The organism is Nocardia sp. NPDC088792 (genome assembly GCF_044750615.1).
Taxonomy (GTDB): Bacteria; Actinomycetota; Actinomycetes; order Mycobacteriales; family Mycobacteriaceae; genus Nocardia.
The window spans coordinates 196,891-223,208 of the sequence record NZ_JBIVKC010000005.1 but is presented as its reverse complement, the minus strand read 5'-3'; the positions used below and the strand labels follow the sequence as shown (position 1 = coordinate 223,208).

Sequence of the window (26,318 nt, the reverse complement as noted above, 5' to 3'; positions counted from 1 at the left end):
GGTTCATGTTCTACAGCTATGAAATTACGATCCGGAAATCGTCGAACACCAGGTCAGGCGCCCGCCACGCCGAGGGCCTGCAGGATGCCCGGGCGCGCCTTCGTCAGCTCGTCGTGCCAGTACGGCCACGAGTGGGTGCCGGCGCCCTCGAAGTCGAAGTTGGCCGGGATCTTCAGCTGTCCCAGGCGAGCCTGGAACGCACGGGTGTTCACCATCGCCAGCGCCTCCAGGGCCATGGCGTTACCGGTGTTGAACACGTCGCCCGCGGAGGCCGGGTGATCGAACGGTCCGGGAATACCGTTGCCCGAGGAGATGAACAGCGGCAGGCCCTTCAGCTGCGGCGCGAACACGAACGGGTCCATGCGCAGCCAGGCCGGGCTCCACGGGGCGGCCATCGCGTCGACGTTGTACCGGCCCGCATCGAGCATGGCGATGCGGATGGCCTCGCGCATACCGGGAGCGGACAGGTTCAGGTAGCCGGACATCGAGGTGGCCTGCTTGAACTGGTCACGGTGGAACGCGGCCAGCATGAGCGCGGCCGAACCACCCATGGACAGACCGGCGATGGCCGTGTTGGTGCGATCCACGCCGTAGCCGGCGAGGAAGTCGGGGAGCTCCTTCGTCAGGAAGGTCTCCCACTTGTAGGTGTACTTCTGGCCGTTGGTGTTCGACGGCGACACCCAGTCCGCGTAGAAGCTGGACTGACCGCCGACCGGCATCACCAGGGTGACATCGTCATTGGCGAAGACGCCGGGCGCATTGCCCTCGTCCGGGTTGTTCCACGCACTGTGATCGTCGCGGGCGCGCATACCGTCGAGCAGGTACACCGCGGAGCCGCCACCGTTCGTGGCCCAGCGCACCTGCACCTTGATCGGGCCCATGCTGGACGGCACCATCAGCTCATCGAACCCGCCCGGGTTCATCCGCTTCGCGATACCGAACGCCGGCGCGGCCGAGGCGATCGATGGGGTGGCCAGTGCGGCGGTCGGGACAGCCAGTGCGGCGGCCGTGGCGATCAGTAGTCGTGTGCGCCAACCGCGATTCGCGCGGCGCGGGCGTGACGAGACCCCGGCCGGCACGGCGGACCTGCCGAAACGCATGGAAACTGCTCCTTCTCTACCGCAGCCCTGTCCACTGCAGTGTTTTAAGTTGTCGAACGGGCAGGCGCGGCGAAGCCGCTGACACCTGCGACAGAGTCGCCGGCGCAACAGCAAAACCGCTGCGGCATACCCGATCAGCACCCGCAAGGAATCCCGACACTTCGATGCGAGCGAAGCGCTTCCACGGTGTGGTCACACTTACGCTCGCTGGAGAGTATTCGACCTTCCGAGGCGTTGGCAAGGTCACGCTAATCGCTGGCCGATTTCCACCATGACGGTAGACCGTAATGTCGCGGTGACCTTATCGCGAATCGCACGTGATGTCGCGGCGATGCCGGGAAATCCCTTACGGCTCAACCGAGGTTGGCGCTCAGGTCGGGCAGCATCCGGTACACCTCATCCGCCCAGTAGTGCCAGGAGTGGATACCGTCCGGCGTGTAGATGAACACCGCATTGCGCGCACCGATCGAGTCCATGCGGGCCTCGAACGCGCGGGTATTCGCAAGCGCTATCGTCTCCAGCCCCATCGCATTCGTGACATTGAAGGCATCCATCGGCGTGTGCACCACGTCCTGCGGACCGGGCAGGCCATTACCGCTGGAGATCCAGAGCCGGGTACCGTTGTCCCGCAACAGTGGCGCGAATACGAAAGGATCGTTGCGGAGCCACAATTCGCTCCACGGCGGACCCCACATGGAGTCGATGTTGTAGCCGCCGGCATCCAGGAGCGCCGCGCGCAGTCCCTCGCGCATACCCGGCGCGGAAATATTGAGATAGCCGGAATACGATGCGGCATAACGGAACTGATCCGGGTGATACGCTGCCAGCACCAGCGCCGCGCTGCCGCCCATGGAGAGGCCGAACACGCCGTTACCACTCGGGTTGAACCCCAGGCGAGCGGCCAGCGCATTACGCAGATCCCTGGTCAGGAAGGTTTCCCAGGTATACGGGGTGGTCTGTCCATTGGTGTTGCTCGGTGCCACCCAGTCGGAATAGAAGCTGGACTCGCCGCCGACCGGCATCACCACATTGATGTTCCACGCGGTCAGCACGCGCTCGATATCGGTGTCGATCTCCCAGCCGGAAAGGTCGTTGCGCGCCCGCAACCCGTCGAGTGCGTACACCACCCGCCGCGTATTGCCGTCCTGTGCGCGGAAGATGCGCGACTTGATCGGGCCCATACCGGAATCCACCCAGAAGTCGTATCCGGACGGATCGAAAGACGCCCGCGCGGGCAGGGCATCGCCGATAGCGGCCAGGAATGGCAGGCTCGCCGCCAATGCCAGACTCACCATCGCGCGCCGCAACAACCCGCCTCGGCCCGACAACCACTCGCATACTCGAACAGACCGCCCGCGCACTCGAACAGACCGCATCGACTCGCCTTTCACAGTGTGGTCAGCATTGACCACCGCCGAAATGCAGAAGCTGTTGCCGCTCGTCTAGCTATAGGCCCGCTACCGAGGTGGCGCCCGGAGAAACACCTCGGGATACCGAATCGTGATAGAAGGCCCCCGCCCGGACGGGGCGAGGGCCTTCACAGACTCGGACTAACCGATATTCGCGCTCAGATCCGGGATCATGCGGTACGCGTCGGCTTGCCAGTTGGTCCAGGCGTGCAGACCGTCGGAGGGGAAGTCCCACACCACGTTCTGTGCGCCCAGCGACAGCATGCGGACCTGGAAGGCCCGGCTGTTGGCCAGCGCCAGCGCTTCCAGCGGCGCACCGCGGATGAGTCGGTCGGCGGCGTCACCGATCGGGATGCTCAGGTCCTCCGGCATCGGCGCGCCACTGCCGGCCGACACCCAGACGCGAGTCCCGTTGCCGATCAAGGTCGGTGCGAAGACGAACGGGTCCATGCGCAACCAGTTCGGACCCCACGGCGGGGCCATGCAGTCCACGTTGTAGCCGCCCGCGTCGATCATGGCCACCCGGATGGCTTCCCGCATGCCGGGCGCGGAGATGTTCAGATAGCCGGAAAAGGAACCGGCGAAGCTGTATTCATCGGGGTGATAGGCGGCCAGGGTGAGCGCCGCCGAACCGCCCATGGAGAGTCCGAAGACGCCGTTGCGATATGGGTTGAAGCCCAGCCGATCTCGCATCGCCCAGCGCAGATCATTGGTCAGGAAGGTCTCCCAGGTGTACCGGTAGCTCTTCCCCGGACCGGCGCCGAGCGCCTCGGTTACGCCCGATCCGGTGTTCGTGGCCGAGGACCCCGCGCCCGGCGGAATGCCGAACCAGGAGCTCGGCTGATCCCAGTCCGCGTAGAAGCTGGACTCGCCGCCGATGGGCATGACGACATTGATGTTCCAGCTCTGCAGTACCTCGGCGACATTGGTGTTGATCTCCCAGCCGTTCAGATCCTGCTGGGCGCGCTCACCGTCGAGCACGTAGACCACCCGATCGGTATTGCCGTCCGCGGCTCGGAAGATCCGGGTCTTGATCGGACCCATGGTGGCCGAGTCGACCCAGAAGTCGAAGCCGGAGAGATTGAGTGCCGCTGTGGCGGGGGGCGCCTCGATTCCCGCGATGGTCAGCGGCAATAGCAGCGCCGTAGCGACGCTCAACACTGTGCGTTTGAAGCCTCGACCCCGCATCGACCTAGCCCTTCTCGTCAATGAGTAGAACGCTGATCTGCAGAACTGATCTTCTTCGATAGACACCGAGTATCGGACGTCCGACTCGGCGTGTTGAGCGTTTGTTGCGGCGAGTCCGCCTGGTGATGCACGAAGGCCCCCACCCGGAGGGGTGAGGGCCTTCGTTTTTGCCGGAATTATCCGGTTATCGGACTCAGCCGATGTTGTTCGAGAGGTCCGGCAGCATCTGGGTTACCTGGTTGGCCCAGTTGTTCCAGTTGTGGATGCCCACGGCCGGGAAGTTGTAGGTGACGTTGGTCAGCCCGAGGCTGGCCGCACGTACCTGGAAGGCACGGGTGTTCACCAGGGCCAGGGCCTCCAGGCCCATGCCGTTCAGCGTGGAGAAGGCGACCGGGTCACCCGCGGGGAGACCGGAGGCGGCCGCGATCCACAGGCGAGTGCCATTGGCCTTCAAGCGCGGTGCGAACACGAACGGGTCCATGCGCAGCCACTGCGGGCCCCACGGCGGCGCCATCGAGTCGACGTTGTAACCGCCGGCGTCGATCATGGCCGCGCGGATGGCCTCCCGCATGCCGGGCGCGGAGATGTTCAGGTAGCCGGAGAACGAACCGGCGTAGGAGAACTGGTCCGGGTGGTAGGCGGCCAGCGTCAGCGCGCCCGAACCGCCCATGGACAGACCGAAGACGCCATTGCGGTTGGGGTTGAAGCCCAGCCGCTGCTGCAGGGCATTGCGCAGATCCTGGGAGATGAAGGTTTCCCAGGTGTAGCGGTAGCTCTTGCCCGGGCCACCGGAGAACAGCTGCAGGCCACCCGAACCCGAGGAGGAGCCCGAGGACGAACCGGACGAACCGGTGGCGGAACCCGCGGGCAGGTCGAGGATGGCGCTGGGCGCGTTCCAGTCGGCGTAGAAGCTGGACTGGCCGCCGATCGGCATGACCACGTTGATGTTCGCGGCGGTCAGCTGGTGCGCGATGTCGGTGTTGATTTCCCAGCCGCTCAGATCCTGCTGGGCGCGCATGCCGTCGAGGGCGTACACGACGCGGTCGGTATTGCCGTCGGCCGCGCGGAAGACGCGGGACTTGACCGGGCCCATGGAGGCCGAGTCGACCCAGAAGTCGAACCCGTCGGGATCCAGTGCCGCGTGGGCGGCCGGAGCGGCGATTGCCGCCGACACCCCGAACGGCAGCAGTAGCGCCAGTGCAAGTCCGATCACGGATCTGTGGAGCCAACCGCGGGACTTCTGACGTCTCTCGCCTCGCATTATTTTGTCCGGCCTTTCCTGTCGTTCTGTCTCACCGCGTGCTCGTGACCACGGCTGAGGTCTCGGCGACCATATCGTGTTTGGGCTAACGGGACGTTATCGGTTTGTGACAAAAGTGACGAGGGCCACTGACAGCCCGGAATGTGGCGCAGCACAGTGCCTGAATATGACTCGAGAGTCGAATTCCGCCCCCGCGGACCCATATCCATCAGCTATCACTCCACTACCGTGAACTATATTGCGCCACTTCAGCATCCACCATCACATCGGGCGAATGCCGAAGGCGCGCACGGGATATCAAGATCAACTCAGCCGATGTGGGCCGAGAGATCCGGCAGCATGTGATTCAGCTCCGACTCCCAGTTCTTCCAGTTGTGCACACCGACGGCCGGGAAGTCATAGGTCACGTTGCCGCCACCGAGCGCCGTGTACCGCGACTGGAAGGCCTTGGTGCCGACCAGTGCGATGGCCTCGATGCCCATGGCCTGGATGGTGGAGGCATTGATGGCATCGGTGGAGGCCGGCAAGCCGCTGCCCGCGGAGATATAGAGGCGCGTGCCGTTGGCCTTCAGCTTGGGCGCGAACTCGAAGGGATCCAGATGCTGCCAGGCGAGACCCTTCGCGGGCGCGAGCGCATTGATGTTGTAGCCGCCCGCATCGACCATGGCCAGCCGGACGGCGTCCTTCATACCGGGCAGCGACAGATCCAGCGCACCGGAGAACGAACCGGCATAAGCGAATTGGTTCGGATGGAAGGCGGCCAGCATGAGGGCGGAACCACCGCTCATGGACAGGCCGAACACGCCGTTGCGGGTGGAGCTGAAGCCGAGCCGATCGTGCAGGGCGTTGGGCAGGTCCTGGCTGAGGAAGGTCTCCCACTTGTAGGTGTAGGACTTGCCCGGGCCGCCGGCGAGTACCTGGGTGGCGCCGGAGCCGGTGGTGTCGGTGCCGCTGGCGGTGCCGGCGGGCAGGCCGAGGAAGGTGCTGGGCGAGGCCCAGTCCGCGTACCAGCTGGATTGACCGCCGACGGGCATGACCACATTGATGTTCGCGGCGGTCAGTGCGCGCGATACCGAGGTCTCGAGTTCCCAGCCGCTGTCGTCCTCGCGGGCGCGTTCACCGTCCAGTGCGTAGACCACGCGGTTCGTATTGCCGTCCGCGGCACGGAAAACGCGGGACTTGATGGGACCCATCGACGAGTCGACGTAGAAGTCCAGCCCCGTATTGTCGAATGCCGCATGCGCGGGCGCCGCGCAGACGGTCGCCGAGATTCCCAGCGGGACAGTGGCGGCCAGTGCCAGACTCAGCACCGACTTCCGCAGCCAACTCCGTGACCTGGGATTTCTGCCCTGCGCATGTCCAGTCTGCGCCCCACCATTCACAGCCTCGCCCCGCATTCGTCCGGCCTCCCGATCGTATTGCGACAACCGTTGCGGCACATAGCATGTGGGTCGCAGTGGCGTCCTCGTGGAGCGTATCGCGTAACCGCCGCCTACGTGTTACCGAACCGAGATCCCGACAGGAATCCCACAGCATAAACGTTACAAACCTCCCCAAACCCGTTATTGCCCAACAACAAGAAACCCCGCACCCCGTTTTCAGGATGCGGGGTCTCGTGACGCATCGAAACAGGAGGCCGGGCGTGAGCGCCCGGCCCTGCACACCTCGAAAGCATTGGGCCCGCGTCCCGTTGTGGCAGATGCGAGGGCTGGGGCGCTGAAAGCACGAGGCCCCGCGCCCATTCGGGGCGCGGGGCCTCACTGCCGCCCGGGTTTCAGGGGCTTGCGACCGAGAGTTCCGAGAGTTGTTCTACTACTTCAGTTGTTCTGCTACTTCGGCGGCGCCGGCGGCGGGGGTACCGGCATGGCCGGGGCCGACGGGTGGGGGTCCACCAGGCCGCAGCGTTCGATCTCGTACTTCGGTACGCGGTCGATGCGGTACTTGGCGAAGCCGAGTGACTGCACCAGGTTGTGCCGCCACCGGTTGAAGGTCAGCGGGGAGCGCGAGGAGGCCAGCAGGTCCTGGGTCCGCGGGCAGGTCAGGGCGACTCGCGCCTGGTCCACCCACTTCTCGTCGAGATACCAGGGCATCCACGGGTGCCGGTCCACCATGCCGGCGTCGACGACCACCCAGTCCGGGTAGATGCTCTTGTCGTGCCCGATCCGCCCGCCTTCGAGCCGATCGGTGTGCGCGGCAAGCGGATACGCCAGCCCCTCCTGGTCGATGACGCGCACGTCCAGCGGCACGTTCATGCTGGTCATACCGAGGTTCAGGAAGAACACGGTGTGTTCCGGCTTGCTGTCGCTGCCCGGTTCGGGTGCGGGCTGCGGATCCAGATACCAGTTCATGAACGACGGCGAGTTGAGCAGCAGCGCACCGTCGGGCGAGTTGGCGATATCGCGGACCATGGCGCGCATGCGCGGATAGTCCAGGTAGTCCTCGGCCAGGATCGGGTGCGCGTGCCCGCTGTTGAGCACGTAGTAGATGCGTTCGTCCACAATGCCATTGGCGGCGATGGTGCCGCGCAGCTTGATGGCGGTGGTGTTGGCCTCGATCGCCGCCCAGGCCGCCGAGCCGACGAAGGCGGCCAGCACGATGACGAAAACCCAGTCCAGTCGCCGGTTCTCGCCGCTTTGGAAGAGGCTCTTGGGCAGCGGTAGCACCGCGACGGGCAGCAGCAGGCAGAACAGCTGCGGCAGCAGCATGCGCCCGTGCATGAAGTCACCGCCGACGCGCAGTTCGAAGACGACCAGCAGCAGGCCGCCGACCGGGAACAAGGTCACCACGGCGGCGGGCGTGCGCAGCCACACGCTGAAGCGATGGATCCGGCTGAGCAGCCGGGCCTTCCGGCCCGCGGGTGCGGACTCTTCGTCCTCGCCCACCCGGAATGCATGGCGGCCGGCCGGATTTCCGCCGGTCACGCGCCGGGCCCGCACCACCACGGCGGCCGCGATGGCCAGGATCAGCAGCGGCAGCCACAGCCAGTACGGCCCGACCATGTTCCACAGGTAGATGAAGCCCTGATGCCATTTGGCGCCGCCCGCTTCCTTGGCGACGGCCGTGTTCGGGTAGGGCAGACCGTAGTAGCCCATCCGCCAGATCTGATATCCGAGCGGCAGCAGCCCGGCGACCACCACGACCAGCGCCCGGAACATCCACGGCCGCAACCGCGTCGAGGGCACCGGTGCGCAGAACACCATGAGCAGCGCGAGTCCGCCGATGACGGTCATCTCCGGCCGGATCACCGGGGACAGTCCGGCCCAGAACACCAGTCCGAAGTAGCTCGCGAGCCGCACGCGGTCGGCCTGCGCCCAGCGCAGCATCCACCACCACAGCACGCCCAGCCAGAAGATGACGAGGCAGTTCTCCAGTCCGGAGGTGGCGTAGTCGCGGGCCGGGGGCAGTGCGATGTAGACGATGGCGCCGGCGGGCACCAGCAGCGCGGAAGACGTTCCGCCCCACAGCCTGCCCGCGCCGACCATGGCGAACACGATGGCCGCCACCGACATGGTGAGGGCGATGGTGAGCACCACGTATTCGAGTCGCGCCTGGGTCAGCCAGCTGAAGAACCAGACGACGTAGGTCCAGGCCGCGCTGGTATTGGTTTCGACGCGCTCGCCCTGGTTGAACACGGGTCCGTTGCCCGCGAGCAGGTTGCGCACCGTACGCAGCACGATCAGGCCGTCATCGGCGATCCATCGGCGCTGCCAGGCGCCGGTGGCGAAAAGGGTCGCGGTCAGCACGATCCCACCGATGAACGTGGCGCGGGATAGTCGCGTGAAGCGGCGCGCGGCACCGTCCGCGCGCCGTCGGGCGCGACCGACCGCCAATTGTGCGGTCGGTGCGCCCTCCCCTCGCTCTTCTCCCTCTACCACGTCAGGTGAGATAGACAGCGACACCTACCGCTCCGATCCAGGCGATTGCGAGGAACTGGAGGATCCGGTCCCCCAGGGCGATCTCTTCGGGTTCACCGGCTTCGCCGCCGTCGACGTCCACCGCGTATCGCAGGATCGCGATGGTGAACGGGATCATGGAGATGGCGAACCAGACATTGTCGGCGTGCCGGACCGAGGGGTCGTTGTCGAACGCCCACAGGCCGTAGCAGACCACCACGGTGGTGGCCGACAGTGTCCAGACGAACCGCAGGTAGGTGGGGGTGTAGTACTCCAGCGACTTGCGGATCTTGGCACCGGTGTCGAGCGCGATCTTCAACTCGGCGTAGCGCTTTCCCGCCGCCATGAACAGCGAGCCGAACGCCATGAGCAGCAGGAACCACTTGGAGAGCTTGATGTCCGCCGCCGCGCCACCCGCGATGGCGCGCAACAGGAAGCCGGACGAGACGATGCAGATGTCCAGCACCGCTTGATGCTTCAGGCCGAAGCAGTAGCCGAGCTGGATGCCGATGTAGACGGCCATCACGACGGCAAGATGCCAATTGGCCAGGAAGGAGCCGAGAATCGAGGCGGCCAGGAACACGACCGAGAGCGCGAAGGCCAGATTGACCGGCACCACGCCGGCCGCGATGGGCCGGAACCGCTTGGTCGGGTGCGCCCGGTCGGCCTCGACGTCGAGGGCGTCATTGATCAGGTAGATGCCGGAGGCCGCGAGGCAGAACACCACGAACGCGATGCCGACGTGGCCGAGCACCTTCGGATCGGAGAGCACGATATGGCCGGCGGCGGTCTTGCCCGCGACCGCCGGCGCGGCCAGCACCAGGACGTTCTTGACCCACTGACGCGGGCGGATCGCCTTGACGAGGCCGGCGCCCAGCGACTTCGGCGGGCCCTTGATGACCGCCTCGGCTAGGTCGGTACTGGTCGGCTCTTCGCTCATATCCCCAACGGCTCTTTCCTTGGCTGTGGTCACTTCGCGAGTCTCTTTTCGGCACTGAGCACTATGGCAGCTGATGCGGCGCCCAGCGCGGAACCGGCGAGCACGTCGGAGGGATAGTGCACTCCGAGAACGACTCGGGAGAGCAACATCGGCGGGACGAGCACCGCTGGCAAGGGTAGCCCGGTGAGCCTCCCGAGCAACACAGCCGCCGCCGTGGTGGATGTCGCGTGTGAGGACGGGAAGCTCAGTTTGCTCGGCGTCGACACGTTGACCTGCACGGACGGATCGTTCGGCCGGGGCCGGCGGACGATCCGTTTGATGACCACCGAGGCCGCGTGCGCACCGAACGCGCCCACGCCGACGCCGATCCACTCCCGCCGGCGCGGCTTGTCGACGAGCGCGCCGATCGCGGAAATGCCCAGCCAGCCCAGCGAATGCTCACCGAAGTGGGACATGCCGCGGGCGGCCTTGATGACCGCGGGATTGCGGCCGATGGTGCCCTGGACAGCGTTGAGGATCTTCACCTCGGCGGGCGCGGCAGCGGCGCCGGCCGGGGCGTCCGGGACCACATGCAGGTTCCGGTCGGTCCCGGAAGCAGGCTGTGCAGCGGTCATTCCGTCGTCTTTCCTTCTGTGTCGATGCCGAAGACGTTCTCCCAAGCCGCTTTGCTCGTGAGATGAGCGTGCGCGCGACGATACTGCTCGCGCACTTCGGGGAAACGCTCGGCCAGCTCCTTGCGCAGCCGCAAGGCTTCCTTGAACAGTTCGAGGGCCTGCCGCGGGTCCCGTTTGCGATAGACGACGCCGCGGCCGTCGGCGGTGGTGACGGTGACGCCGTCCACCTGGGAGAGCAGGAACCAGCGCGCGTCCAGGGTGGGGACGTTCAGCTGCGGGGTCTCGTGATGCTTGGTGTCCGCCTTGCGGAAGTTGTGCAGCACGCCCTTGCCGAGCCGGACGACCTTCGCGAGCGGATTGCCGGGTTCGCCGACCGCGCCGACTCCGGCGTGGGAGGCCAGCGGCAGTTCGGTGGAGGACGGCACGATCACCGCGTCCGGGAACTCCTTGCGCATGGCGTGCACCTTGCCCAGCGCGGTGGGCAGCAGATCGAACAGCTGCTCCGGACCGGCCAGGTAGTCGCGGATCGCCTCGTTCTGGATGGCGACCGTCGAATACTCCAGGCAGAGCAGGTGTTTCAGCGTGGCCTTGATGGTGTTGACCACCATCGGACGCCCGTCGTTGGGCAGGTGCAGCGAGGCCACCACGAGCCGGTTGCGCAGGTGGAAGTAGGCCTGCCAGTCGATGGCGTCGTCCTTGTCGGACCAGGCCATGTGCCACACGGCCGCACCCGGCAGGGTGACGGTCGGATAGCCGTGTTCCCTTGCGCGCAAACCGTATTCGACATCGTCCCATTTGAGGAAAAGCGGCAGCGGCTGCCCGATCTCCTCGGCCACCTGGCGCGGGATGACGCAGGTCCACCAGCCGTTGAAGTCCACGTCGATGCGGCGGTGCAGCAGCTTCGAGTTGTCGCGGTCGCGCAGCGGGTACTTCGAGAAGTCGTGGTCGTATTCGACGTTCGGGGCCGAGGTCCACATGAAGATGCCGCGGTCCACGACCTCGCCCATGCTGTGCAGGTGCGAGCGCTCCTGCAGGTTCAGCATCTGGCCGCCGGTCAGGATGGGCGACTTGGCGAAACGCGAGAACGCGAGCGCGCGCAGGATGCAGTCCGGCTCGATCTCGATGTCGTCGTCCATGTAGACGATGTATTCGGCGTCGGTGGTTTTCAGCGCTTCGTACATGACCCGGCTGTACCCACCGGAGCCGCCGAGATTCGGCTGATCATGGAAGGCCAGCCGATCGCCCAGCGCGCGGGCGGCTTCGGCGAAGCCGGGCTGGTCCACGACCTTCTTGGTCCCCTGGTCGGGGATGATGACGGCCTTGATCTTCTCCAGCACCAGCGGGTCGGAGCCCAGGGCCGCAATGGTTTTCACCGCGTCGGCGGGGCGGTTGAAGGTCGGCATGCCGACCGCGATGCTGCCCTCGCCGGGCGCCTCGACGGGCGCATACCAACCGCCGCTGCGCATTTCGACGTGCGAGTCGGTGGTGATGTCGAACCAGATCCAGCCGCCGTCCTCGAACGGGCCGAGGTCCACTTCGAATTCGACGTAGTCGGCCGCGGCCGCGCCGTCGCCGGGCGTGCTGAATTCGTCGCCCTGTACGTGGATGCGGGAGCCGTCGGCCTTGGAGCGGTAGACGTCGACGCGGCCGTGGCCGGACATCTCCAGCTTCAGCACCACGGACTTCAGTACGGACCAGCGTCGCCAGTAGCTGGCCGGGACCGCATTGAAGTAGGTGCAGAACGACACCTCGGATTCCGCGCCGATGGCCAGCGCGGTGCGCGTGATGGCGTGCGCGCGGCGGGCATTGGTGTCGGATTCCTCGAGGTACAGCTTGCGCACGTCCAGGGGTTCACCCGGCCGGGGCAGGATGATGCGCTGGAGCAGGGATACGGCGCGGGTCTCGGTGCTCATGTCTTCCCGAGTGAGTTGGGCGGTCATCAGGCCTCGTCCACGAGGGTGGCGCCGGTCTCCAGGTGCGGGCGCAGCACGTTGTCGAACATGCTGAGCGCGGCGCCGATGGCCATGTGCATGTCCAGGTACTGGTAGGTGCCCAGGCGACCGCCGAAAAGCACCTTGGCGGAGGCGGTTTCGGCCTTGGCGCGCTCGCGGTAGGCGAGCACCTTGGCGCGGTCCTCGGGGGTGTTGATGGGGTAGTACGGTTCGTCGCCGGTCTGGGCGAAGCGCGAGAACTCGCGCATGATGACCGTCTTGTCGGTGGGGTAGTGGTCGCGCTCGGGGTGGAAGTGGCGCGGTTCGATGATGCGGGTCCAGGGGGCGTCCGCGTCGTTGTAGTTCATGACCGGAATGCCCTGGAAGTCACCGGTTTCCAGCACCTCGGTCTGGAAATCGATGGTGCGCCAGCCGAGTTCGCCCTCGCTGTAGTCGAAGTAGTGGTCCAGCGGACCGGTGTAGACGACCGGGGCGTCCGGGTTCTGGGCGCGGATCTCGTCACGCACGTCGAACCAGTCGGTGTCGAGGCGGACCTCGATGAGGTCGTTCTCCGCCATCTTCGACAGCCATGCGGCGTACCCGTCCTTGGGCAGACCCTCGTAGGTGTCGTTGAAGTAGCGGCTGTCGAAGGTGTAGCGGACCGGCAGCCGGGTGATGATGCTCGACGGCAGTTCCTTGGGATCGGTCTGCCACTGCTTGGCCGTGTAGTCGCGGATGAACGCCTCGTAGAGCGGGCGGCCGATCAGCGAGATGCCCTTCTCCTCGAGGTTGGTCACGTCCTTGCTGTCGACCTCCGCCGACTGCTCGGCGATGAGCGCGCGCGCCTCGTCCGGGCTGTAGTAGCGGCCGAAGAACTGGGAGATCATGCCCAGCCCCATGGGCAGCGGGTAGGCCTGGCCCTTGTGCAGGCCGAAGACGCGGTGCTGGTAGTTCGTGAATTCGGTGAACTGGTTGACGTAGTCCCACACGCGCTTGTTGGAGGTGTGGAAGAGATGGGCGCCGTACTTGTGGATCTCGATGCCTGTTTCGGGCTCCGCCTCCGAGTACGCGTTGCCGCCGAGGTGGTAGCGGCGTTCGACCACCAGTACCCGCTTGCCCAGCAGGTTGGCGGTGCGTTCGGCGATGGTCAGCCCGAAGAAGCCGGAGCCGACGACGATGAGATCGAAGGGGGATGCGACGGTCACGGTGGCCCAGCGTACCGGCATCGGGTGCGGCGGTGCGCTGGCTCTCACAGGTGCGGTAGTGACCGGTGTCCGGCATCCCCCACGCGGGGTCCGCGGATCCCCCGTGCGGGGGTTGACTTTGGCGAAAATTTTGCTCCGTGTTTACCGAAACGGGGACAACGCGGTCACACGGGCTGTATTACATAGGCACCCGAACTGAGCGTACGACCAGTTCAGTTGTTTGTGCTGGTGCGCGGGCTGCCGCGCCCTACCCGGAAGACCCTTACATTGCGACTAGCCCGCTTCGCACCCCTCATGGGTGCGCTAACGATTTCGGCCGTGCTGAGCACTGCCGCCCTCGTCCCGGCCGCCGCCCCGGCGTTCGCGGACGAGGGGGACACTCTCGCCGCGACTGCCGTCGCCGATGCGGGCCCGATCTGCGGCAATGCCGCACCGACCTTCGACGACATCGTCAACGCGGCGGCCACGGCCATCCGCACCGTGGTCCCCGCCGCCGAACAGTCCGCCTACGACCAGCAGGTGAACGACTTCCGGACGACGATCGCCACGGTCCGTGTGCACCGCGATATGCTGCCGGTGGCCGGCCCCAACGACCGCACCCAGTACCTCGACGATCCGATCGTCAGCAATCTGGTGAACGCGCTGGACGCCATCAAGACCGGCCGCATCGACAAGACCGTCTCGGCGTCCTCGCTGAACGTCAACGATGTGATCGAGGTGTTCATCCTCGCCACCCGCATCGTGAAGATTCCGACCCAGCTGGCCTTCAGCCTGGTGCCGACCGTCGGGTTCATACTCAAGCCGATCGTGGGCGCGCTGTTCAACGGCGTGAAATCGCTGGCCCGCGCGGTCCAGGGGCAACTGTCGACGGTGGGCTGCCAGACCCGGGCCGCCGGGATGTACCAGAAGCTGCAGCTGGATCTGCCCGACGAGCACATCGAGATCCCGCAGCCGCTCATGGATCTGGCCGAGCAGCTGACCCTCGCCAACGGCAGCTGCACCCCGCTGGCCGAGCTGAAGACCTCGGATCTGGTGGAGCGCACCCGTAACTTCCTCGCCTCGACCCCCGGCCTGCCGGTGGATCCGAACGCGGTGAACGCGAATGCGGCCGCGCTGCAGGGCTTCCTGCACGACAACCGGGTCGCGGACGTCATGATGATCCGCCGCACCGAGGAGCTCGGCCCGATCGTGGACGCCCTCGACTACGGCCCGCTCACCTTCCTCGCCAACCTCGGCTTCGACATCTACGAGGGCCGCGGCCTCAACACCGTGCCCCTCTCGGATGTGAAGGTGGAGAACCTCTTCATGCTGATCACGGTGGCACTGGACACCACCAGCCTGCTGATGACGGTCGCCAACACCGTCGCCGGCTGGACGGGCGTGGCCAATACGATCCTGACCCCCTTGTCGATCGCGCAAACCCTGGCGTTCGTGCCGACCACTTACGGGATGCCGATTCTCAAGGGCGTACTGCAATCCATGTGCGCCGCATAGGATTCGGATAGCACAAGAGCCGCCCGGCTTCGAAAGGCCGGGCGGCTCTTGCCGTTCACCGTCTTGTCAGTAGCCGTAGGGCGAGTAAGTGGGCGGCGCGTAGGTGGGCTGTCGGTTCTTGCCCGCGGCGATCCAGCGACCGGTGGCCGGTACCGAGGCCAGGACCAGGATGGCGACCGCCACCAGCAGCCCTAGAAGGCCGGCCCCGGGGGTGCGGGCCGCATCGACCAGGCCGCCGGCCACGCCGATGCCGGACAGGATGATCAGCATGACGCGGCCGAAGGTCTTGCGGGCCAGCAGCAGCCACGCGCTCATGATCCACAGCAGGCCCACCACGATGATGACCACGCCCACGACGGTCGCCACCGTGGAGGCGTTGTCCGAGGTGTGCGTGTGCGTGCTGTACGGGGAGTCGTAGTAGTCGTCCTTCTTCAAGGCCGACGCCGCGATCATGGCGGCGACTCCGCCTATCGTGGCGAGAATCCCGATGATTATCCCCAGCACGCCGGCGGTGATGGCGGTACCGCCGGTCGCGGGCTGCTGCGGGTAGGCGGGCGGATATCCCGATGCCGGAAATCCCTGCGGCGGATATCCCGGTGGCGCTTGGTAACCGGGCTGCGGATATCCGGCGGCCGGATATTGCTGTCCGGGATATCCGGCGCCACCGGGATACTCGGGATTCGGATAGCCGGGCTGTTGTTGACCGTATGGATAACTCATCAGGACCTCCCCCTCTCACGTTCGCGCGGACTCTACCGCGTGGCGGTGACGGGGGCGATCCGGTTTACAGCCGGGCGTCGGCGTATGCCTTCATGGCGTCGCGGACGTACTCCGCGGTGCCTGCGCCGTGCTTGTCGTAGTTCTGCCCGAATCGTGGGTCGGCCACATACATTTCGCCGAGTCCGGTGAAGTACTGGGCGGTCACGGGTCCGCCCGTGGGCGAGGCGCCGATCCAGTCGTAGTGGCGTTGCACGATGGCCTGCACCTCGTCGCCGTCGACGGGGAGCCCGGCGGCGTGCGCCCGGCCGTAGTCGGCGGCGATGTCGCGGTGGGTCTGCATGAAGGCCTGCTGTTCGGCCTTGCTCTGCGAGCGCCACCAGCGGTCACTCTTCTCGTAGGCGTCCTTGCCCCACTTGTCGATGACCTCGTCCTTGTATTGGGTGTGGTCGAATCCGTCGAACATTTCGTCGGCCATGAGTTGCTCACCTGCTTCCGTTTTTCGCAATGTGGTTCGCACCGAGGCGATTTGGCGCGCGATCCGGCCTTGCTCTTGTTTCAGCAATTCCAGATGCGTGCGCAGCGCGGCCGCGGCGTCTTGCTGTCCGTCGAGGACCTGGGCGATGGCCGGCAGGCCGAGTCCCAGTTCCCGCAGCAAAAGGATGCGTTGCAGGCGAACGAGTGATTCCTGGCCGTAGTAGCGGTAGCCGTTGGATCCGATCCGGACCGGTGGCAGCAGGCCGATCTCACCGTAATGCCGCAGCGTGCGGCTGGTGGTGCCGGCGGCCTTGGCCAATTCCTGGATGGACCACTCGGTTTCCATTCCCCGTCCTTTCCGCACTCGTTCTCCTCGACGAATTCAGGATGCAAGTTGACGTAGCGTCAAGGTCAAGCCATTACCAGTATGCGCCCGTCCCGGTATCGGTCACCGGATCGGTTGTCCGGGATACCCCGCTTGCCCGGCTTTGCGGCGCTGTGAAAGGATTCGGCAGCGCGTTGCCCGACAGCGGATTTCGGCGCGCGGCTCCATTTTTTGATGCGTTGGGGGATGAGGAAACACATGTTCACTGCGGGTCGCGCCCGAGTTCTGCGCTGGGCGGCCGCGGCCGTCGTGGCGGTCGGTTCCACTGCTCTGCTCACCGGAACGGCCGCCGACGCGGCGCCGGTGGTGACCCTGGGCGGCGGCTCCGGCGTCTATATCGAGGACCTCACCGACTCCGACAGCGTGAACAACTGCACCCTCACCGCGATCGGCTACGACCGCGATAACAAGCTGGTCGGCCTGACCGCCGGCCACTGCGGCGAGGTCGGGGCGCGCGTCGCCTCCGAGTACACCCGCAGCGGCGGCATCGGCGTGGTCGCCGCCAATAACGCCGATATGGACTGGGCCGTCATCGTTTTCGACCCGGCCCGCGTCATCCCGACCCGCCAGGTCGCGCAGACCACCATCAACGGCATCGGCAACCCGCCGATGATCGGCAATATCGTCTGCAAGAACGGCCGCACCACCGGCTACACCTGCGGGCCCGTGTGGGAGACCAAGAGCTACTACTTCCGCAGCCAGGTCTGCGCCAACCACGGCGACTCCGGCGCGCCGGTACTGCTGGGCGACCGACTGGTCGGCATGGTGGTGGCCGGGACGGACTTCAAGGCCGGGCCGATCGACGTCGAGCTGCCGTTGTGCACCGGTGCGGGGGATCTGATCCACGAGCCGGAGCTGGCCTCCAACATCACGACCGTGCTGGACGACATCAACGCGCAGGGTGGCGCTGGCGCGGGATTCCGCCCGTTCTGACGGCTCTTGCCCGAACGACGAATACGGCCCGCGGGATCTCTCCCGCGGGCCGTATTTCTTTGTGTGCCTGGATATTTCAGTGACTCAGTATCCGACGGTGAATCTGGTGCGGTGGTGGCGCGGCGTCTCGGCCTCGTCGAGTAGGGCGACCGCCAGGTCCTCCATCGAGATCGAGGAGTTCCCTTCGTCATCGGTCAGGAGCTCATCCTTACCGAGCCGGAAGACGCCGGTTCGTTCTCCTGGCTCGAGCAGCGCGGATGGGCTGACATAGGTCCACGCCACCGGCCCCGATTGCGCCGCCCGGAAGACGGTGAGCTGCTTGTCGCAGGCTTCGGCGATCGGCAGCAGTTCCGCCGGGAAGTCCGGCTGCTGGTTCAGGGGCAGCTCCGCGCCGGGCGGGGTGAGGCTCCCCGCCCCACCGACCACCAGCAGCCGAGTCCCGCTGTGCGCCAAACCTTCCAGCAGTGCCTGCGCGACTTCGGGCAGCTCGTGCTCGCGGCCCGGGACCGGGCGGGTCGCACTGATGACGAGGTCGCTTCCCGCACTGGCCGCCGCCACATCCTCGGGGCGGGCCGCATTGCCCCGGCGTACTTCGACTTCGGACGGAAGCGTGTTCAATCGTTCCGCATTCCGCGCGACCGCTACTACCCGGTGACCGCGCCGCAACGCTTCGTCAATCACTCGGCTACCGACATCCCCCGATGCTCCGAACACAGTGATACGCATAATCTTTCGACTCCTTCGAATTCCTGCCGCCTGGTGAATGACCGGTATCAAGCGGCCCGCGAGGCCGGCACGGTCTCGGGCTCGGCCGCCGGTGCGGGACGTGGCGCGGGGGCGGTCTGCCCCAGCAGGGTCCCGCTGAGCGCGATCGCCATTCCGAGGATCTGCAGCGGCGCCAGCGACTGCCCGAGCGCGACCCACCCGATGATCGCCGCGGACAGCGGACTCAGCAGTCCGAGGAACGAAACCGAAGTGGCCCTGAGCTTCCCGATGCCCCGGAACCACACCACATACGCGGCCGCGGTCCCGATCAGTCCCAGGAACAGATAGCCTCCGATGGCCTTCCCGTCCAGCGCCGGCGGCGCCCCTTCCACGATCAGCGCCAGCGGCAGCAACATCAGCCCGCCCGCGGTGAGCTGCCACCCGGCCATGGCCAGCGGCCCGACCCCGTCGGGCCGCCCCCACTTCTTCGTCATAATGATGCCGCCCGCCATGGACGCGGCCCCCGACAATCCCGCGATAACCCCGATGGTGTCGAGCGCGGCCGTGGCCCGCAGCACCACCAGCGCCACCCCTCCGATCCCGATCAGGGCCGCCAGCACCTTCCGCCCCGTCAGCCGATCCCCCAGCACCACCGCGGCAAGCCCGATGGCGAACAACGGCGACGCCGAACTCAACACCGCCGCAACACCTCCCGGCAGCCGGTATGCAGCCAGGAACAGCAGCGGAAAGAACGCCCCGATATTGAGCAGTCCGAGCACCCCCGCCCGCCACACCCACCGCCCGTGCGGCAACGTCCTCGTGACCGCCAGCAACAGCAACCCCGCAGGCAACGCCCGCATCAACGCCGTGAACATAGGCCGCTCAGGCGGCAAGAACTCCGTGGTCACCGCATAGGTAGACCCCCACACCAGCGGTGTCAGCGCGGTAAGCGCCAACGTCCCCGCAAACCCCGCACGCGAGCCGTTCATCAAAGCTCCTCATTGATAATCTCAATGTTGAGATAACAACCAGTAGATACCTCAACACTAAGTATCTCAATATTAATATTATTCCCGCCTCCCGAGGGAGCCCCCCATGCCCGACGCCGTAGACCAGATCACCGCCGCCTGGCGCACCCACCGCCCCGACGTAGACACCTCCCCCATGGAAATAGTCGGCCGCATAACCCGCCTCCACCGCCTCCTCGACCGAGCCCTCACCGACTTCTTCCACACCCACACCCTCGAACGCTGGGAATTCGACGTCCTAGCGACCCTCCGCCGCTCGAACCCCGAATCCGGCCTGACGGCAGGCGAACTCAACAAAGCCGCCATGGTCACCTCGGGTGCCATCACCAACCGCATAGACCGCCTGACCGCCAAAGGCCTGGTCGAACGCGTCCCCGACACAAAGGACCGCCGCGCCATCCGAGTCCACCTGACGGATAAGGGCCGCCAACTAGTCGACGACCTCCTCCCCCTCCACATGGCCAACGAGCAACGCCTCCTCACCGGCCTCACCCCAGCGGACCGAGAAGCCCTCATCCCCCTCCTCCGCGCCCTCTCCGAATCCCTCGGCGACATCACCCTGAGCTGAAGACACCAAAAAGGGCGGTACACCCGAAGGTGCACCGCCCGTTGAACTCTCGACTACTGGGTCAGGCGCTGTTCATTGCCGTATCAGGCGATGCGTACGTAAGTGCTTTCGCCTGCAGAAATGATGGACGGGGAGCCGGCGAAGGTGAAACCGGTGCTGAATGCCTCTACCGACACCAGATCACCGGCCTTGATGTCCACGATCGCGGTGAGCTCTATCGTGCCCGCCGGCCCGGGCACCTCTGAGCTGGTTTCAACCGGCCGACCGTTGACCACCAGCCGTGCTCGTTGCGTGAGCTTGCCCATGAAACCCGGGACTCCTCCGGAGAACGGAAGGACGGCGGTAACGGTCGCGCGCGATTTGGCGCTCTGCGCTCGGAGCGCATTGTTGAGCACGGTGGAGCCCGGATATTTCTTCGCGTCCGCGCTCCAGCCGCTGACTTGTCCGAACTCGGTGGCCATCTGATGGGTCGAGCTCTTGGTCATGGCGGAGGGCGTGAAGTCCGCGGTGGGGTCCGTGCCGGCGACAACGACCAACGGCATCAGCTACCACGCACCTGTTTATGCGACTGCGAATGACCGTTCCAGAACATGGATTTCCCGCTTTCTCGACCCGCCAAGCCGGAGGCCCGTCGGGTGAAGTCGTCATGAATGTATGCAGTGAGTCCGCTCGCGACTAGCTTCTGCCAAGGCAGACATCACATCCGGCGTCCGGCAAGCAGCGAGCGTCCGGAAGAAGATCGACGGGGTTCCGATCGAGCGCGACAGCGATGAGCACGAGCTCATCGACAGTGAACGTGGCGGGGGCGATCATCCGGTCGGCAAAGACAGCCGCCCTGATACCCGCCTTCCTCGCCACCTCCCCGGTCCCGATGCCCGACTCTGCCAACGCCCGCCCGACCCGGTTGCCGACACATCTGTCCATCCAGTCCACAAGACCGCCTTCCACCCCTGGAGCGATGCCGCCTCGCCCGCGCCGTCGCAGGGTGTGGCACCATTTCAGCTATCGTTCGAACATATGTTCTATTATCCGAAGTATGTAGATGCGAGATCAACAGCCCGCATCCGCACAATCCGTGGGAAACCTCGGTACACAGACTCCCACCCATCACCCGAAAGAGGTGAAACCTGTTGGCCGACAATTATTTCGGCGAGTACATCCGGCAACGCCGGCAGGATGCCCTGCTGACCCGCACGGAACTCGCCCACCTGGCCAACATCTCGGTATCCCTCCTCGAAAAGATCGAACTGGGAACCCGCCCAACCACCTTGCCTACCCTGCAGGCGCTCCTGGACCAGTTGGGTGTCCCCTCGATGCAACGTAAATACATCCTCGACTCGAGCCTCGCCGGCGTCTACGGAACCTCACCGAACACCTCGGCGAACCCGACCGCAATAGACCTGGCCGATCTCGAAAGCCTCCCCCATCCCGCCGGCTTCTACCTACTGCCGACCTTCACGATCGCCGCCGCCAATACAGCCCACCGCACAACATTCCCCGGCCTCGACTCCGGCACCAACCTCGTCGAATGGATGCTCCTGAACCCCGTTGCGCGCAAGATCCTCCCGGAGTGGGACAAGGAGATCCACCGCCTCGTCCACAGCATCCGCATGCTCACCCCACACATAGATTCCGACGAGCAGGTTGCCAAGGCGCTACAACCCTGCCGACAGGCACCCGAATGGGACGACCTCTGGCACAACACCCCACCCACCCGGTCAGCCGACGGAACCCGAATCCTCGTCCGTGACATCGTCGCCCAGCAGACCCGTCCGATGGACGTACGCATCTACTCGCCCGAAATCCCGAACCGCCGATGGTGGCTGTGCCGCCTGATCCAGCGAAACTACTGACCACTCAGCCCTGACTTCGCTTACCTACCCGGAATGGGCAACACTTCGACAGATCCGCCCCTTTCCCGTATCCACTCCTGCAAATTAGCACCAGAAATCTCTTATTCCACATTTCCAGAAACGAACGTGACCGGCCCGAAAATAGATCCCGTAATTCCGGATAGGTTGGTATTATCATTCAATGCAACCTCGAACAAGTTTTGCTGAAGAATACTGCCCGAAAGATCTGCATCGCAAAAATTTACCCGAACCAAGTCCGCACCCATAATTCGAGCCGACCGAAGCGACGATGCCCTGGCATCAACACCATAAAGCGAAGCATGGGTGAGATCCGCACCGTCGAGTGTCGCGCTCCAGTACTACATTGACGAATTTAGCATCTATAAGGCAAGCTCCCGAGAAATCAACTCCCGACAGATCGGATCCACTAAAATCACAGTCCGATGCATCCAGTCCATATGGTCGACCTTCGCGGATCCAATCTTCGAGTACGGACGCGGCTTCCCTGTCGAGCGGGGCCACAGTGGGAACCCATTGATCAGGGGTACCGAATGACATTCTTCTCCCAGCCACTCTTCCGAACGATCAAAAATTGTCATCATGGCGGCGACCTCAAAGTATTGCACGCTTCGCGGAGCATCGTTCTTGAAGAGAACCTTCTGGATCACTCGGGCGTCACAACCGGCGGACGCCCATTCCCGAAGTCTTCATTGATGGCGTCACTCCATCGGTAATTGGCCTCATTTGCAGGTTCTGGCCGTCCCTTTGCGCGCCGCTCCGAAAGACGGCGCTTCTCGTTAATAACTTCGTCGATGACTCGACCGAACCATTCGGTTACAGAATTTGCGATCTGCTTTACTTGGCACGATTCGATCAGCAGCCAAACCGGCGGATCTGGCTGTTCCAGGTCGACTCCATCGATCACGAGATAGCTGTAGCCTCCCGCCGCCGAGAAGACAAATAAGTGTCCCGGGTCCACCATTCCGTGATCACCGCCCTCTTCAAGGCACCATAACGCTTGCTCGCGGATATCCTCGCTCATACCGTGAACCCCAAATACAGTTCCAGGCATGGCAGCCCCCCAGCGACGACCGAGAATTCGCAGAACTGCACGCAATGCATCGGGGATGTGGCTTACACCTTGCGCCTCTACCATTGAGTCTATTTCGGATTCTGTAGCGCCCTCGACCGCCTCCGGGCGGAAGCCTGCGGATACCGCTCGATCGAAAGTGATGCCGACCACCGAGGCTGCGTTGTCACCATCCGTCATGATCCACCCCGCAAATCTATACCATCCAGGCCGGAAGATTCGCTCTACCGAACGGGAAGTCGATGACGAGCTTCAAATCGATATCGACGCTGCTCAGGTTCGCGCTCAACTGCTGGGCAGCATCTTCAATCACCACTTTGGCATCTACCGGATAGCCATCGCGTACTGACGCTCTGCCGATTGCCCCAAAAATCGCCGACTCCACCTCCTCCCGGAATGGGACAAGTAGATCCACCGCCTCGTCCACAGCATCCGCATGCTCACCCCACGCATAGACGTCCGCGTCTACACGCCCGAAATCCCGAACCGCCGATGGTGGCTGTGCCGCTTGATTTCCCGAGGATGCTGACTACTCATCGACGTGACTCTCGATATCGATCAGCTCACCATGCCGGTTGTACGACAGCGTTTCAAGAAGCTCTTTCTCAGAATCGTAGCGATATTCAAATCGCTCGAGCAGTCGACCGTCGGGAGTGTAGTACTCCTCCGAGATCAAATCCAGGTCATCATCCAGATATTCCATCTTGACCATATCGACAATCGCGTTCGACCCTGTAAAGTGCCCTTTTCGGCATGAGCCGCTCCCTTCCCTCGCAAAGGGCTGCCATATCTCACCCCGGACCGAGGGATAGTTCGCCGCGTGCCATCGAAGTGCAGCGCCAGGTTCCGGCACTCCAAAATATTGCACATTCCTCGGAGTGCCATCACTGAAGAGAATTTTTTGGACCACTTGGCCACCCTGGAATGCCGCCAGTATCCTTCCGGGAACCAGCTCGCCGCCAGCCTCGACCTCGGACCAGACTCCGGTCTCGAGATCAATGTCGACGTAGGTTACACGGTCGGCAGATAGTTCACCGTAGATAGGGAGCAACGAGATACTCGCCACCTTCCTTCATCAAGGAGATCTGTATTTTCGCACCATTTGCCAGTGTCTCATACATTATTACACCGAGGTTGTCCGACCCTTCTCTTGGCGCCCATCGATTGGCAGGTAGCTTTCCTTTCTTCACATCCTTTCCGATCTGCTTTGCAACCTTGTCCAAGGTAGCATTCTCCAAGAACTGCCGACCATACCGTTCAAAGGTCTCGGCATCTACCACCAGCGCGATATCGATGTCACCCGCGGTCAGCTTGTGCAAGGAACTACCTTGTACGACTACCTCCACGTCCGCAGGATCAACGCCGCGTTTGCCTGCCACATCCAAAATCGCGGATTTGACCTCGTCGAACTGCTTCTTTGAATCGAAAAGGTAGGGGTATCCCCGCCGCCGTACCTCAGCGAGATTGGCAAGGCTCTCATTCAATCGAGCCACGACATCGTCCACTCCATCGAATTCAGGAATGCTCTTTCTACCCTTTATCCCATACTGATGTAGCAATCCCGCGACATCCTCACCGTGCTGATCCAGCATCTTTTGAATGATTCGCAGATCATCTGAGCCTGTTCGCGCAATTGCCGCCTGTGCATCCTTGACCAGAGGCACCCCGCCGAATCTCAATTCACTGGGGCTGATACGAGAAATCCCGTCGCCCGCCGAACTCCCACTACTCCACTGCGCGTAGTAATCAGGCGAAGGCAATCGCCATTCATTGAAATCAGGAAGGGCCTGCGGATTGAACGGGGAATCCAGCGGTACGTGGATGCCCGGAGAGACCGCCGGGACGCCCTCGAGGGTGACGGCGAAATCCTGAATCACGGAATTCCGGGCTGCCGCATCGCTGTAAGGGACAGCTTGGGGAAGTACCTCTCGTTGCGGCGGGATTTTCGGGTCTGCGGCGGGGTGTATTGCTGGTAGGTCCGGGTGTGGGGGGTTGGGTGTGCCGATGTGGGTGGGTGGTAGTCCGGTTCGTTGGCCGTATGTGTCGATTTGCTTGAGTAGTTGCTGGTCTTGGAATTGGCGGCTGATTCGGAGAGCGTCGGCGGCGGTGTCCGTTGCTTCGAGTGAGGCCATGAATTCCGGCGCGATCTTGCGCAGGCCCAAACCCGCACCTCTCGCCGCGGCGCTGCCGACGCCGGGGATCATCAGTACGTCGAGGCCCAGTTATGCTGCAGCCATGGTGATTTCCCAGCCGCTGTGGTCGCCACGATCATGGGCGGCATCCCACAGCACCATCGCCGGACCGATCGTCATATCGACCAGGGCATCGTTGAGGAACGTCTTCGGATCGACATCAGGACGGTTCATATCGATGATCTGCCGGCGAATCTCTGCGGGTGAGAACCGCGATGGCGCGGTGTTGGTCGCGGGTTGAGTGGGGTCGATGAGCCATTGGGTTTTGTCGTCGTGCAGATATTTCTCGACAGCAGGATCTCTCCACTGGATGCCGGCATCATGCAAACGCCGAAACGCCGCCTGCTGCAGCGCGCGTTCCTCATCGTTGTGCGGCTCGTAGAACGCCCACTCGAGATCGTTGCGCTGCTCCAGCGGCGTGTATCGGGCCGCCTCCAACCGCTCTCGCGCGACGTCATAGGGGTTACCCGGCCCGACCCAAGCAACCGGGCCCTGACGAAAGATCGCGAGATCGTCCGCCAACTGCTGTGGCGTGTAACCGAAACCAGTGCGGAAAGTCGTGGCCGGCTTCGTGATCGAATCCGGCACAACACCCGGCACAACCGGCGTCGGAAGTTCACATGAGGCAGTTGCCTGTACTTCGATCGGTCTCGGGATACCAACCTGATCTTCGAGTCCTGGGACACCAGGGAATAGTGATTTCGGGCCGGAATCTGCGGCAGGGCTTGTTGGGCCGGGGCTGATCATCTCCTGGATCACCGGATTGACCGGCGGTGGAGGAGCTTGATAGCCAGGAATCGCCAACTCTTCCAAGGTCTTCGGAACCTTCGCAGAAGGCACCCCCGGATCACCCTCACCCGGCAGCCCATACATCTGAGTGAACGGAGTCGAAGGCGGCGGCTGACTAGCAGCCGGCGGAATCGGCGCAGGTGCCGGGGGCAGCGGTGCAGTACGCTGCTCCACCTTCGCCGGCAACTCCGGATCCGGCATACGCAACACCGGAGGCATACGACCCGCCACATCCTGCAACACCACCGGCTGAGCCGAAACAGGCACCGGGGCATGCGAAACGGTCAGCTCGCGAACATCCTGGATTCGCCGGAACTTCTGAGCCGCACCCAATGGACTCGAAACAGTCAGATCATGAACACGACCACCGCCGGCAGTGCCCGTGCGGTCGGATCGTGAGCCGTCCACGCCGCTGGTTACGCGGTTGAGCCAAGCGCTGTTTGTGGTGACCCAGGAAGGGGGGTTGTGAGGCTGTGCAGGATCGATCGGCACGGGCTGGCCCCCTTCTTGCGTGGGCATGAAGAATCCCCATCCCGGCGCGGGATG

26 protein-coding genes and 1 pseudogene are annotated in these 26,318 nt (G+C 64.3%); 4 read left to right on the top strand and 23 right to left on the bottom strand.

The window, feature by feature from the left end; translation table 11 throughout:
- Positions 1 to 53: 53 nt before the first annotated feature.
- From ACIP5Y_RS33265 to glf, 10 genes are all read right to left on the bottom strand, one after another.
- A complete protein-coding gene (locus tag ACIP5Y_RS33265) occupies positions 54 to 1,100 on the bottom strand; it encodes an alpha/beta hydrolase (RefSeq protein WP_400356233.1) in 1,047 nt (348 codons plus the stop codon).
- Positions 1,101 to 1,453: 353 nt separating this feature from the next.
- Positions 1,454 to 2,476, bottom strand: coding sequence for an alpha/beta hydrolase (locus ACIP5Y_RS33260; RefSeq protein ID WP_400356231.1), 1,023 nt, complete (start codon positions 2,474 to 2,476; stop codon positions 1,454 to 1,456).
- A gap of 174 nt (positions 2,477 to 2,650) precedes the next feature.
- Positions 2,651 to 3,697 (bottom strand): alpha/beta hydrolase, encoded by a 1,047-nt coding sequence (locus ACIP5Y_RS33255; protein ID WP_400356229.1) that lies wholly within the window; start codon positions 3,695 to 3,697, stop codon positions 2,651 to 2,653.
- A 193-nt stretch (positions 3,698 to 3,890) separates the two neighbouring features.
- Positions 3,891 to 4,958, bottom strand: a complete 1,068-nt coding sequence (locus ACIP5Y_RS33250; RefSeq protein ID WP_400356227.1) for an alpha/beta hydrolase — start codon at positions 4,956 to 4,958, stop codon at positions 3,891 to 3,893.
- Positions 4,959 to 5,266: 308 nt separating this feature from the next.
- Positions 5,267 to 6,355, bottom strand: coding sequence for an alpha/beta hydrolase (locus tag ACIP5Y_RS33245; RefSeq protein WP_400356226.1), 1,089 nt, complete (start codon positions 6,353 to 6,355; stop codon positions 5,267 to 5,269).
- 432 nt (positions 6,356 to 6,787) lie between these two features.
- Positions 6,788 to 8,833: a flagellar motor control protein ZomB gene (zomB, locus tag ACIP5Y_RS33240; RefSeq protein WP_400356225.1), complete on the bottom strand. Its 2,046-nt coding sequence runs from the start codon at positions 8,831 to 8,833 to the stop codon at positions 6,788 to 6,790.
- A 1-nt stretch (position 8,834) separates the two neighbouring features.
- Positions 8,835 to 9,791, bottom strand: coding sequence for a decaprenyl-phosphate phosphoribosyltransferase (locus ACIP5Y_RS33235; protein ID WP_397006053.1), 957 nt, complete (start codon positions 9,789 to 9,791; stop codon positions 8,835 to 8,837).
- Between the two features lie 29 nt (positions 9,792 to 9,820).
- Positions 9,821 to 10,405, bottom strand: a complete 585-nt coding sequence (locus ACIP5Y_RS33230) for a phosphatase PAP2 family protein (protein ID WP_400356223.1) — start codon at positions 10,403 to 10,405, stop codon at positions 9,821 to 9,823.
- Positions 10,402 to 12,345, bottom strand: coding sequence for a glycosyltransferase (locus tag ACIP5Y_RS33225; protein ID WP_400356221.1), 1,944 nt, complete (start codon positions 12,343 to 12,345; stop codon positions 10,402 to 10,404). The genes ACIP5Y_RS33230 and ACIP5Y_RS33225 overlap by 4 nt, the downstream gene beginning before the upstream one ends.
- Positions 12,345 to 13,562 carry a UDP-galactopyranose mutase gene (glf, locus tag ACIP5Y_RS33220; protein WP_400356219.1) on the bottom strand — a complete coding sequence of 406 codons (1,218 nt, stop codon included), beginning with the start codon at positions 13,560 to 13,562 and terminating at the stop codon, positions 12,345 to 12,347. The genes ACIP5Y_RS33225 and glf overlap by 1 nt, the downstream gene beginning before the upstream one ends.
- 297 nt (positions 13,563 to 13,859) lie before the next feature.
- On the opposite strand from glf, the gene ACIP5Y_RS33215 reads away from it, so the two are divergent.
- A complete protein-coding gene (locus tag ACIP5Y_RS33215) occupies positions 13,860 to 15,035 on the top strand; it encodes a hypothetical protein (RefSeq protein ID WP_400356218.1) in 1,176 nt (391 codons plus the stop codon).
- A gap of 66 nt (positions 15,036 to 15,101) precedes the next feature.
- Here ACIP5Y_RS33215 and ACIP5Y_RS33210 read toward each other — a convergent pair whose 3' ends face one another.
- Positions 15,102 to 15,755 (bottom strand): hypothetical protein, encoded by a 654-nt coding sequence (locus tag ACIP5Y_RS33210; RefSeq protein ID WP_400356216.1) that lies wholly within the window; start codon positions 15,753 to 15,755, stop codon positions 15,102 to 15,104.
- Positions 15,756 to 15,819: 64 nt separating this feature from the next.
- Positions 15,820 to 16,575, bottom strand: coding sequence for a MerR family transcriptional regulator (locus ACIP5Y_RS33205; RefSeq protein ID WP_400356214.1), 756 nt, complete (start codon positions 16,573 to 16,575; stop codon positions 15,820 to 15,822).
- A 237-nt stretch (positions 16,576 to 16,812) separates the two neighbouring features.
- Here ACIP5Y_RS33205 and ACIP5Y_RS33200 point away from each other — a divergent pair, with 237 nt between their 5' ends.
- Positions 16,813 to 17,547 carry a S1 family peptidase gene (locus tag ACIP5Y_RS33200; protein ID WP_400356212.1) on the top strand — a complete coding sequence of 245 codons (735 nt, stop codon included), beginning with the start codon at positions 16,813 to 16,815 and terminating at the stop codon, positions 17,545 to 17,547.
- A gap of 84 nt (positions 17,548 to 17,631) precedes the next feature.
- Here ACIP5Y_RS33200 and ACIP5Y_RS33195 read toward each other — a convergent pair whose 3' ends face one another.
- Positions 17,632 to 18,273 (bottom strand): NAD(P)-dependent oxidoreductase, encoded by a 642-nt coding sequence (locus tag ACIP5Y_RS33195; protein WP_400356210.1) that lies wholly within the window; start codon positions 18,271 to 18,273, stop codon positions 17,632 to 17,634.
- Between the two features lie 47 nt (positions 18,274 to 18,320).
- Complete coding sequence (locus ACIP5Y_RS33190) at positions 18,321 to 19,241, bottom strand: EamA family transporter (RefSeq protein WP_400356208.1); 921 nt, start codon at positions 19,239 to 19,241, stop codon at positions 18,321 to 18,323.
- A gap of 106 nt (positions 19,242 to 19,347) precedes the next feature.
- Here ACIP5Y_RS33190 and ACIP5Y_RS33185 point away from each other — a divergent pair, with 106 nt between their 5' ends.
- Positions 19,348 to 19,848 (top strand): MarR family winged helix-turn-helix transcriptional regulator, encoded by a 501-nt coding sequence (locus ACIP5Y_RS33185; RefSeq protein ID WP_400356206.1) that lies wholly within the window; start codon positions 19,348 to 19,350, stop codon positions 19,846 to 19,848.
- Positions 19,849 to 19,931: 83 nt separating this feature from the next.
- On the opposite strand, the gene ACIP5Y_RS33180 is transcribed toward ACIP5Y_RS33185, so the two are convergent.
- Both ACIP5Y_RS33180 and ACIP5Y_RS33175 read right to left on the bottom strand, forming a co-directional pair.
- On the bottom strand, positions 19,932 to 20,333 hold the full coding sequence (locus ACIP5Y_RS33180) for a hypothetical protein (protein WP_400356204.1): 402 nt from the start codon (positions 20,331 to 20,333) through the stop codon (positions 19,932 to 19,934).
- A gap of 190 nt (positions 20,334 to 20,523) precedes the next feature.
- A complete protein-coding gene (locus ACIP5Y_RS33175) occupies positions 20,524 to 20,781 on the bottom strand; it encodes a hypothetical protein (RefSeq protein ID WP_400356202.1) in 258 nt (85 codons plus the stop codon).
- Positions 20,782 to 20,978: 197 nt separating this feature from the next.
- Here ACIP5Y_RS33175 and ACIP5Y_RS33170 point away from each other — a divergent pair, with 197 nt between their 5' ends.
- Positions 20,979 to 21,701, top strand: a complete 723-nt coding sequence (locus tag ACIP5Y_RS33170) for a helix-turn-helix domain-containing protein (protein ID WP_400356200.1) — start codon at positions 20,979 to 20,981, stop codon at positions 21,699 to 21,701.
- Positions 21,702 to 21,802: 101 nt separating this feature from the next.
- On the opposite strand, the pseudogene ACIP5Y_RS33165 reads toward ACIP5Y_RS33170, so the two are convergent.
- The 7 genes and pseudogenes from ACIP5Y_RS33165 to ACIP5Y_RS33135 form a co-directional block, all read right to left on the bottom strand.
- A pseudogene (locus tag ACIP5Y_RS33165) lies at positions 21,803 to 21,976 on the bottom strand (pentapeptide repeat-containing protein); the annotation flags it as partial.
- A 25-nt stretch (positions 21,977 to 22,001) separates the two neighbouring features.
- The gene (locus ACIP5Y_RS33160) at positions 22,002 to 22,259 is read right to left on the bottom strand and encodes a pentapeptide repeat-containing protein (protein ID WP_400356198.1); all 258 of its coding nucleotides are present in this window, start codon (positions 22,257 to 22,259) and stop codon (positions 22,002 to 22,004) included.
- Between the two features lie 106 nt (positions 22,260 to 22,365).
- Entirely contained in the window at positions 22,366 to 22,971 is a 606-nt protein-coding gene (locus ACIP5Y_RS33155) for an SMI1/KNR4 family protein (RefSeq protein ID WP_400356197.1), read from the bottom strand.
- A 16-nt stretch (positions 22,972 to 22,987) separates the two neighbouring features.
- On the bottom strand, positions 22,988 to 23,218 hold the full coding sequence (locus ACIP5Y_RS33150; RefSeq protein ID WP_400356195.1) for a hypothetical protein: 231 nt from the start codon (positions 23,216 to 23,218) through the stop codon (positions 22,988 to 22,990).
- Positions 23,219 to 23,320: 102 nt separating this feature from the next.
- Entirely contained in the window at positions 23,321 to 23,857 is a 537-nt protein-coding gene (locus ACIP5Y_RS33145) for a hypothetical protein (protein ID WP_400356193.1), read from the bottom strand.
- A complete protein-coding gene (locus ACIP5Y_RS33140) occupies positions 23,823 to 24,953 on the bottom strand; it encodes a hypothetical protein (protein WP_400356191.1) in 1,131 nt (376 codons plus the stop codon). Before ACIP5Y_RS33140 ends, ACIP5Y_RS33145 begins: the two co-directional genes overlap by 35 nt.
- A gap of 60 nt (positions 24,954 to 25,013) precedes the next feature.
- A complete protein-coding gene (locus ACIP5Y_RS33135; protein WP_400356189.1) occupies positions 25,014 to 26,291 on the bottom strand; it encodes a hypothetical protein in 1,278 nt (425 codons plus the stop codon).
- Positions 26,292 to 26,318 lie beyond the last annotated feature (27 nt).

Coding starts and splice junctions, on each gene's coding strand:
- ACIP5Y_RS33210 (WP_400356216.1), bottom strand. CDS start 15,755: ATGAGTTATCCATACGGTCAACAACAGCCCGGCTATCCGAATCCCGAG.
- ACIP5Y_RS33195 (WP_400356210.1), bottom strand. CDS start 18,273: ATGCGTATCACTGTGTTCGGAGCATCGGGGGATGTCGGTAGCCGAGTG.
- glf (WP_400356219.1), bottom strand. CDS start 13,562: ATGCCGGTACGCTGGGCCACCGTGACCGTCGCATCCCCCTTCGATCTC.
- ACIP5Y_RS33200 (WP_400356212.1), top strand. CDS start 16,813: ATGTTCACTGCGGGTCGCGCCCGAGTTCTGCGCTGGGCGGCCGCGGCC.
- ACIP5Y_RS33265 (WP_400356233.1), bottom strand. CDS start 1,100: ATGCGTTTCGGCAGGTCCGCCGTGCCGGCCGGGGTCTCGTCACGCCCG.
- ACIP5Y_RS33135 (WP_400356189.1), bottom strand. CDS start 26,291: ATGCCCACGCAAGAAGGGGGCCAGCCCGTGCCGATCGATCCTGCACAG.
- ACIP5Y_RS33185 (WP_400356206.1), top strand. CDS start 19,348: ATGCCCGACGCCGTAGACCAGATCACCGCCGCCTGGCGCACCCACCGC.
- ACIP5Y_RS33245 (WP_400356226.1), bottom strand. CDS start 6,355: ATGCGGGGCGAGGCTGTGAATGGTGGGGCGCAGACTGGACATGCGCAG.
- ACIP5Y_RS33255 (WP_400356229.1), bottom strand. CDS start 3,697: ATGCGGGGTCGAGGCTTCAAACGCACAGTGTTGAGCGTCGCTACGGCG.
- ACIP5Y_RS33190 (WP_400356208.1), bottom strand. CDS start 19,241: ATGAACGGCTCGCGTGCGGGGTTTGCGGGGACGTTGGCGCTTACCGCG.
- ACIP5Y_RS33180 (WP_400356204.1), bottom strand. CDS start 20,333: ATGACCAAGAGCTCGACCCATCAGATGGCCACCGAGTTCGGACAAGTC.
- ACIP5Y_RS33155 (WP_400356197.1), bottom strand. CDS start 22,971: ATGACGGATGGTGACAACGCAGCCTCGGTGGTCGGCATCACTTTCGAT.
- ACIP5Y_RS33160 (WP_400356198.1), bottom strand. CDS start 22,259: ATGTCATTCGGTACCCCTGATCAATGGGTTCCCACTGTGGCCCCGCTC.
- ACIP5Y_RS33260 (WP_400356231.1), bottom strand. CDS start 2,476: ATGCGGTCTGTTCGAGTGCGCGGGCGGTCTGTTCGAGTATGCGAGTGG.
- ACIP5Y_RS33235 (WP_397006053.1), bottom strand. CDS start 9,791: ATGAGCGAAGAGCCGACCAGTACCGACCTAGCCGAGGCGGTCATCAAG.
- ACIP5Y_RS33205 (WP_400356214.1), bottom strand. CDS start 16,575: ATGGAAACCGAGTGGTCCATCCAGGAATTGGCCAAGGCCGCCGGCACC.
- ACIP5Y_RS33225 (WP_400356221.1), bottom strand. CDS start 12,345: ATGACCGCCCAACTCACTCGGGAAGACATGAGCACCGAGACCCGCGCC.
- ACIP5Y_RS33250 (WP_400356227.1), bottom strand. CDS start 4,958: ATGCGAGGCGAGAGACGTCAGAAGTCCCGCGGTTGGCTCCACAGATCC.
- ACIP5Y_RS33230 (WP_400356223.1), bottom strand. CDS start 10,405: ATGACCGCTGCACAGCCTGCTTCCGGGACCGACCGGAACCTGCATGTG.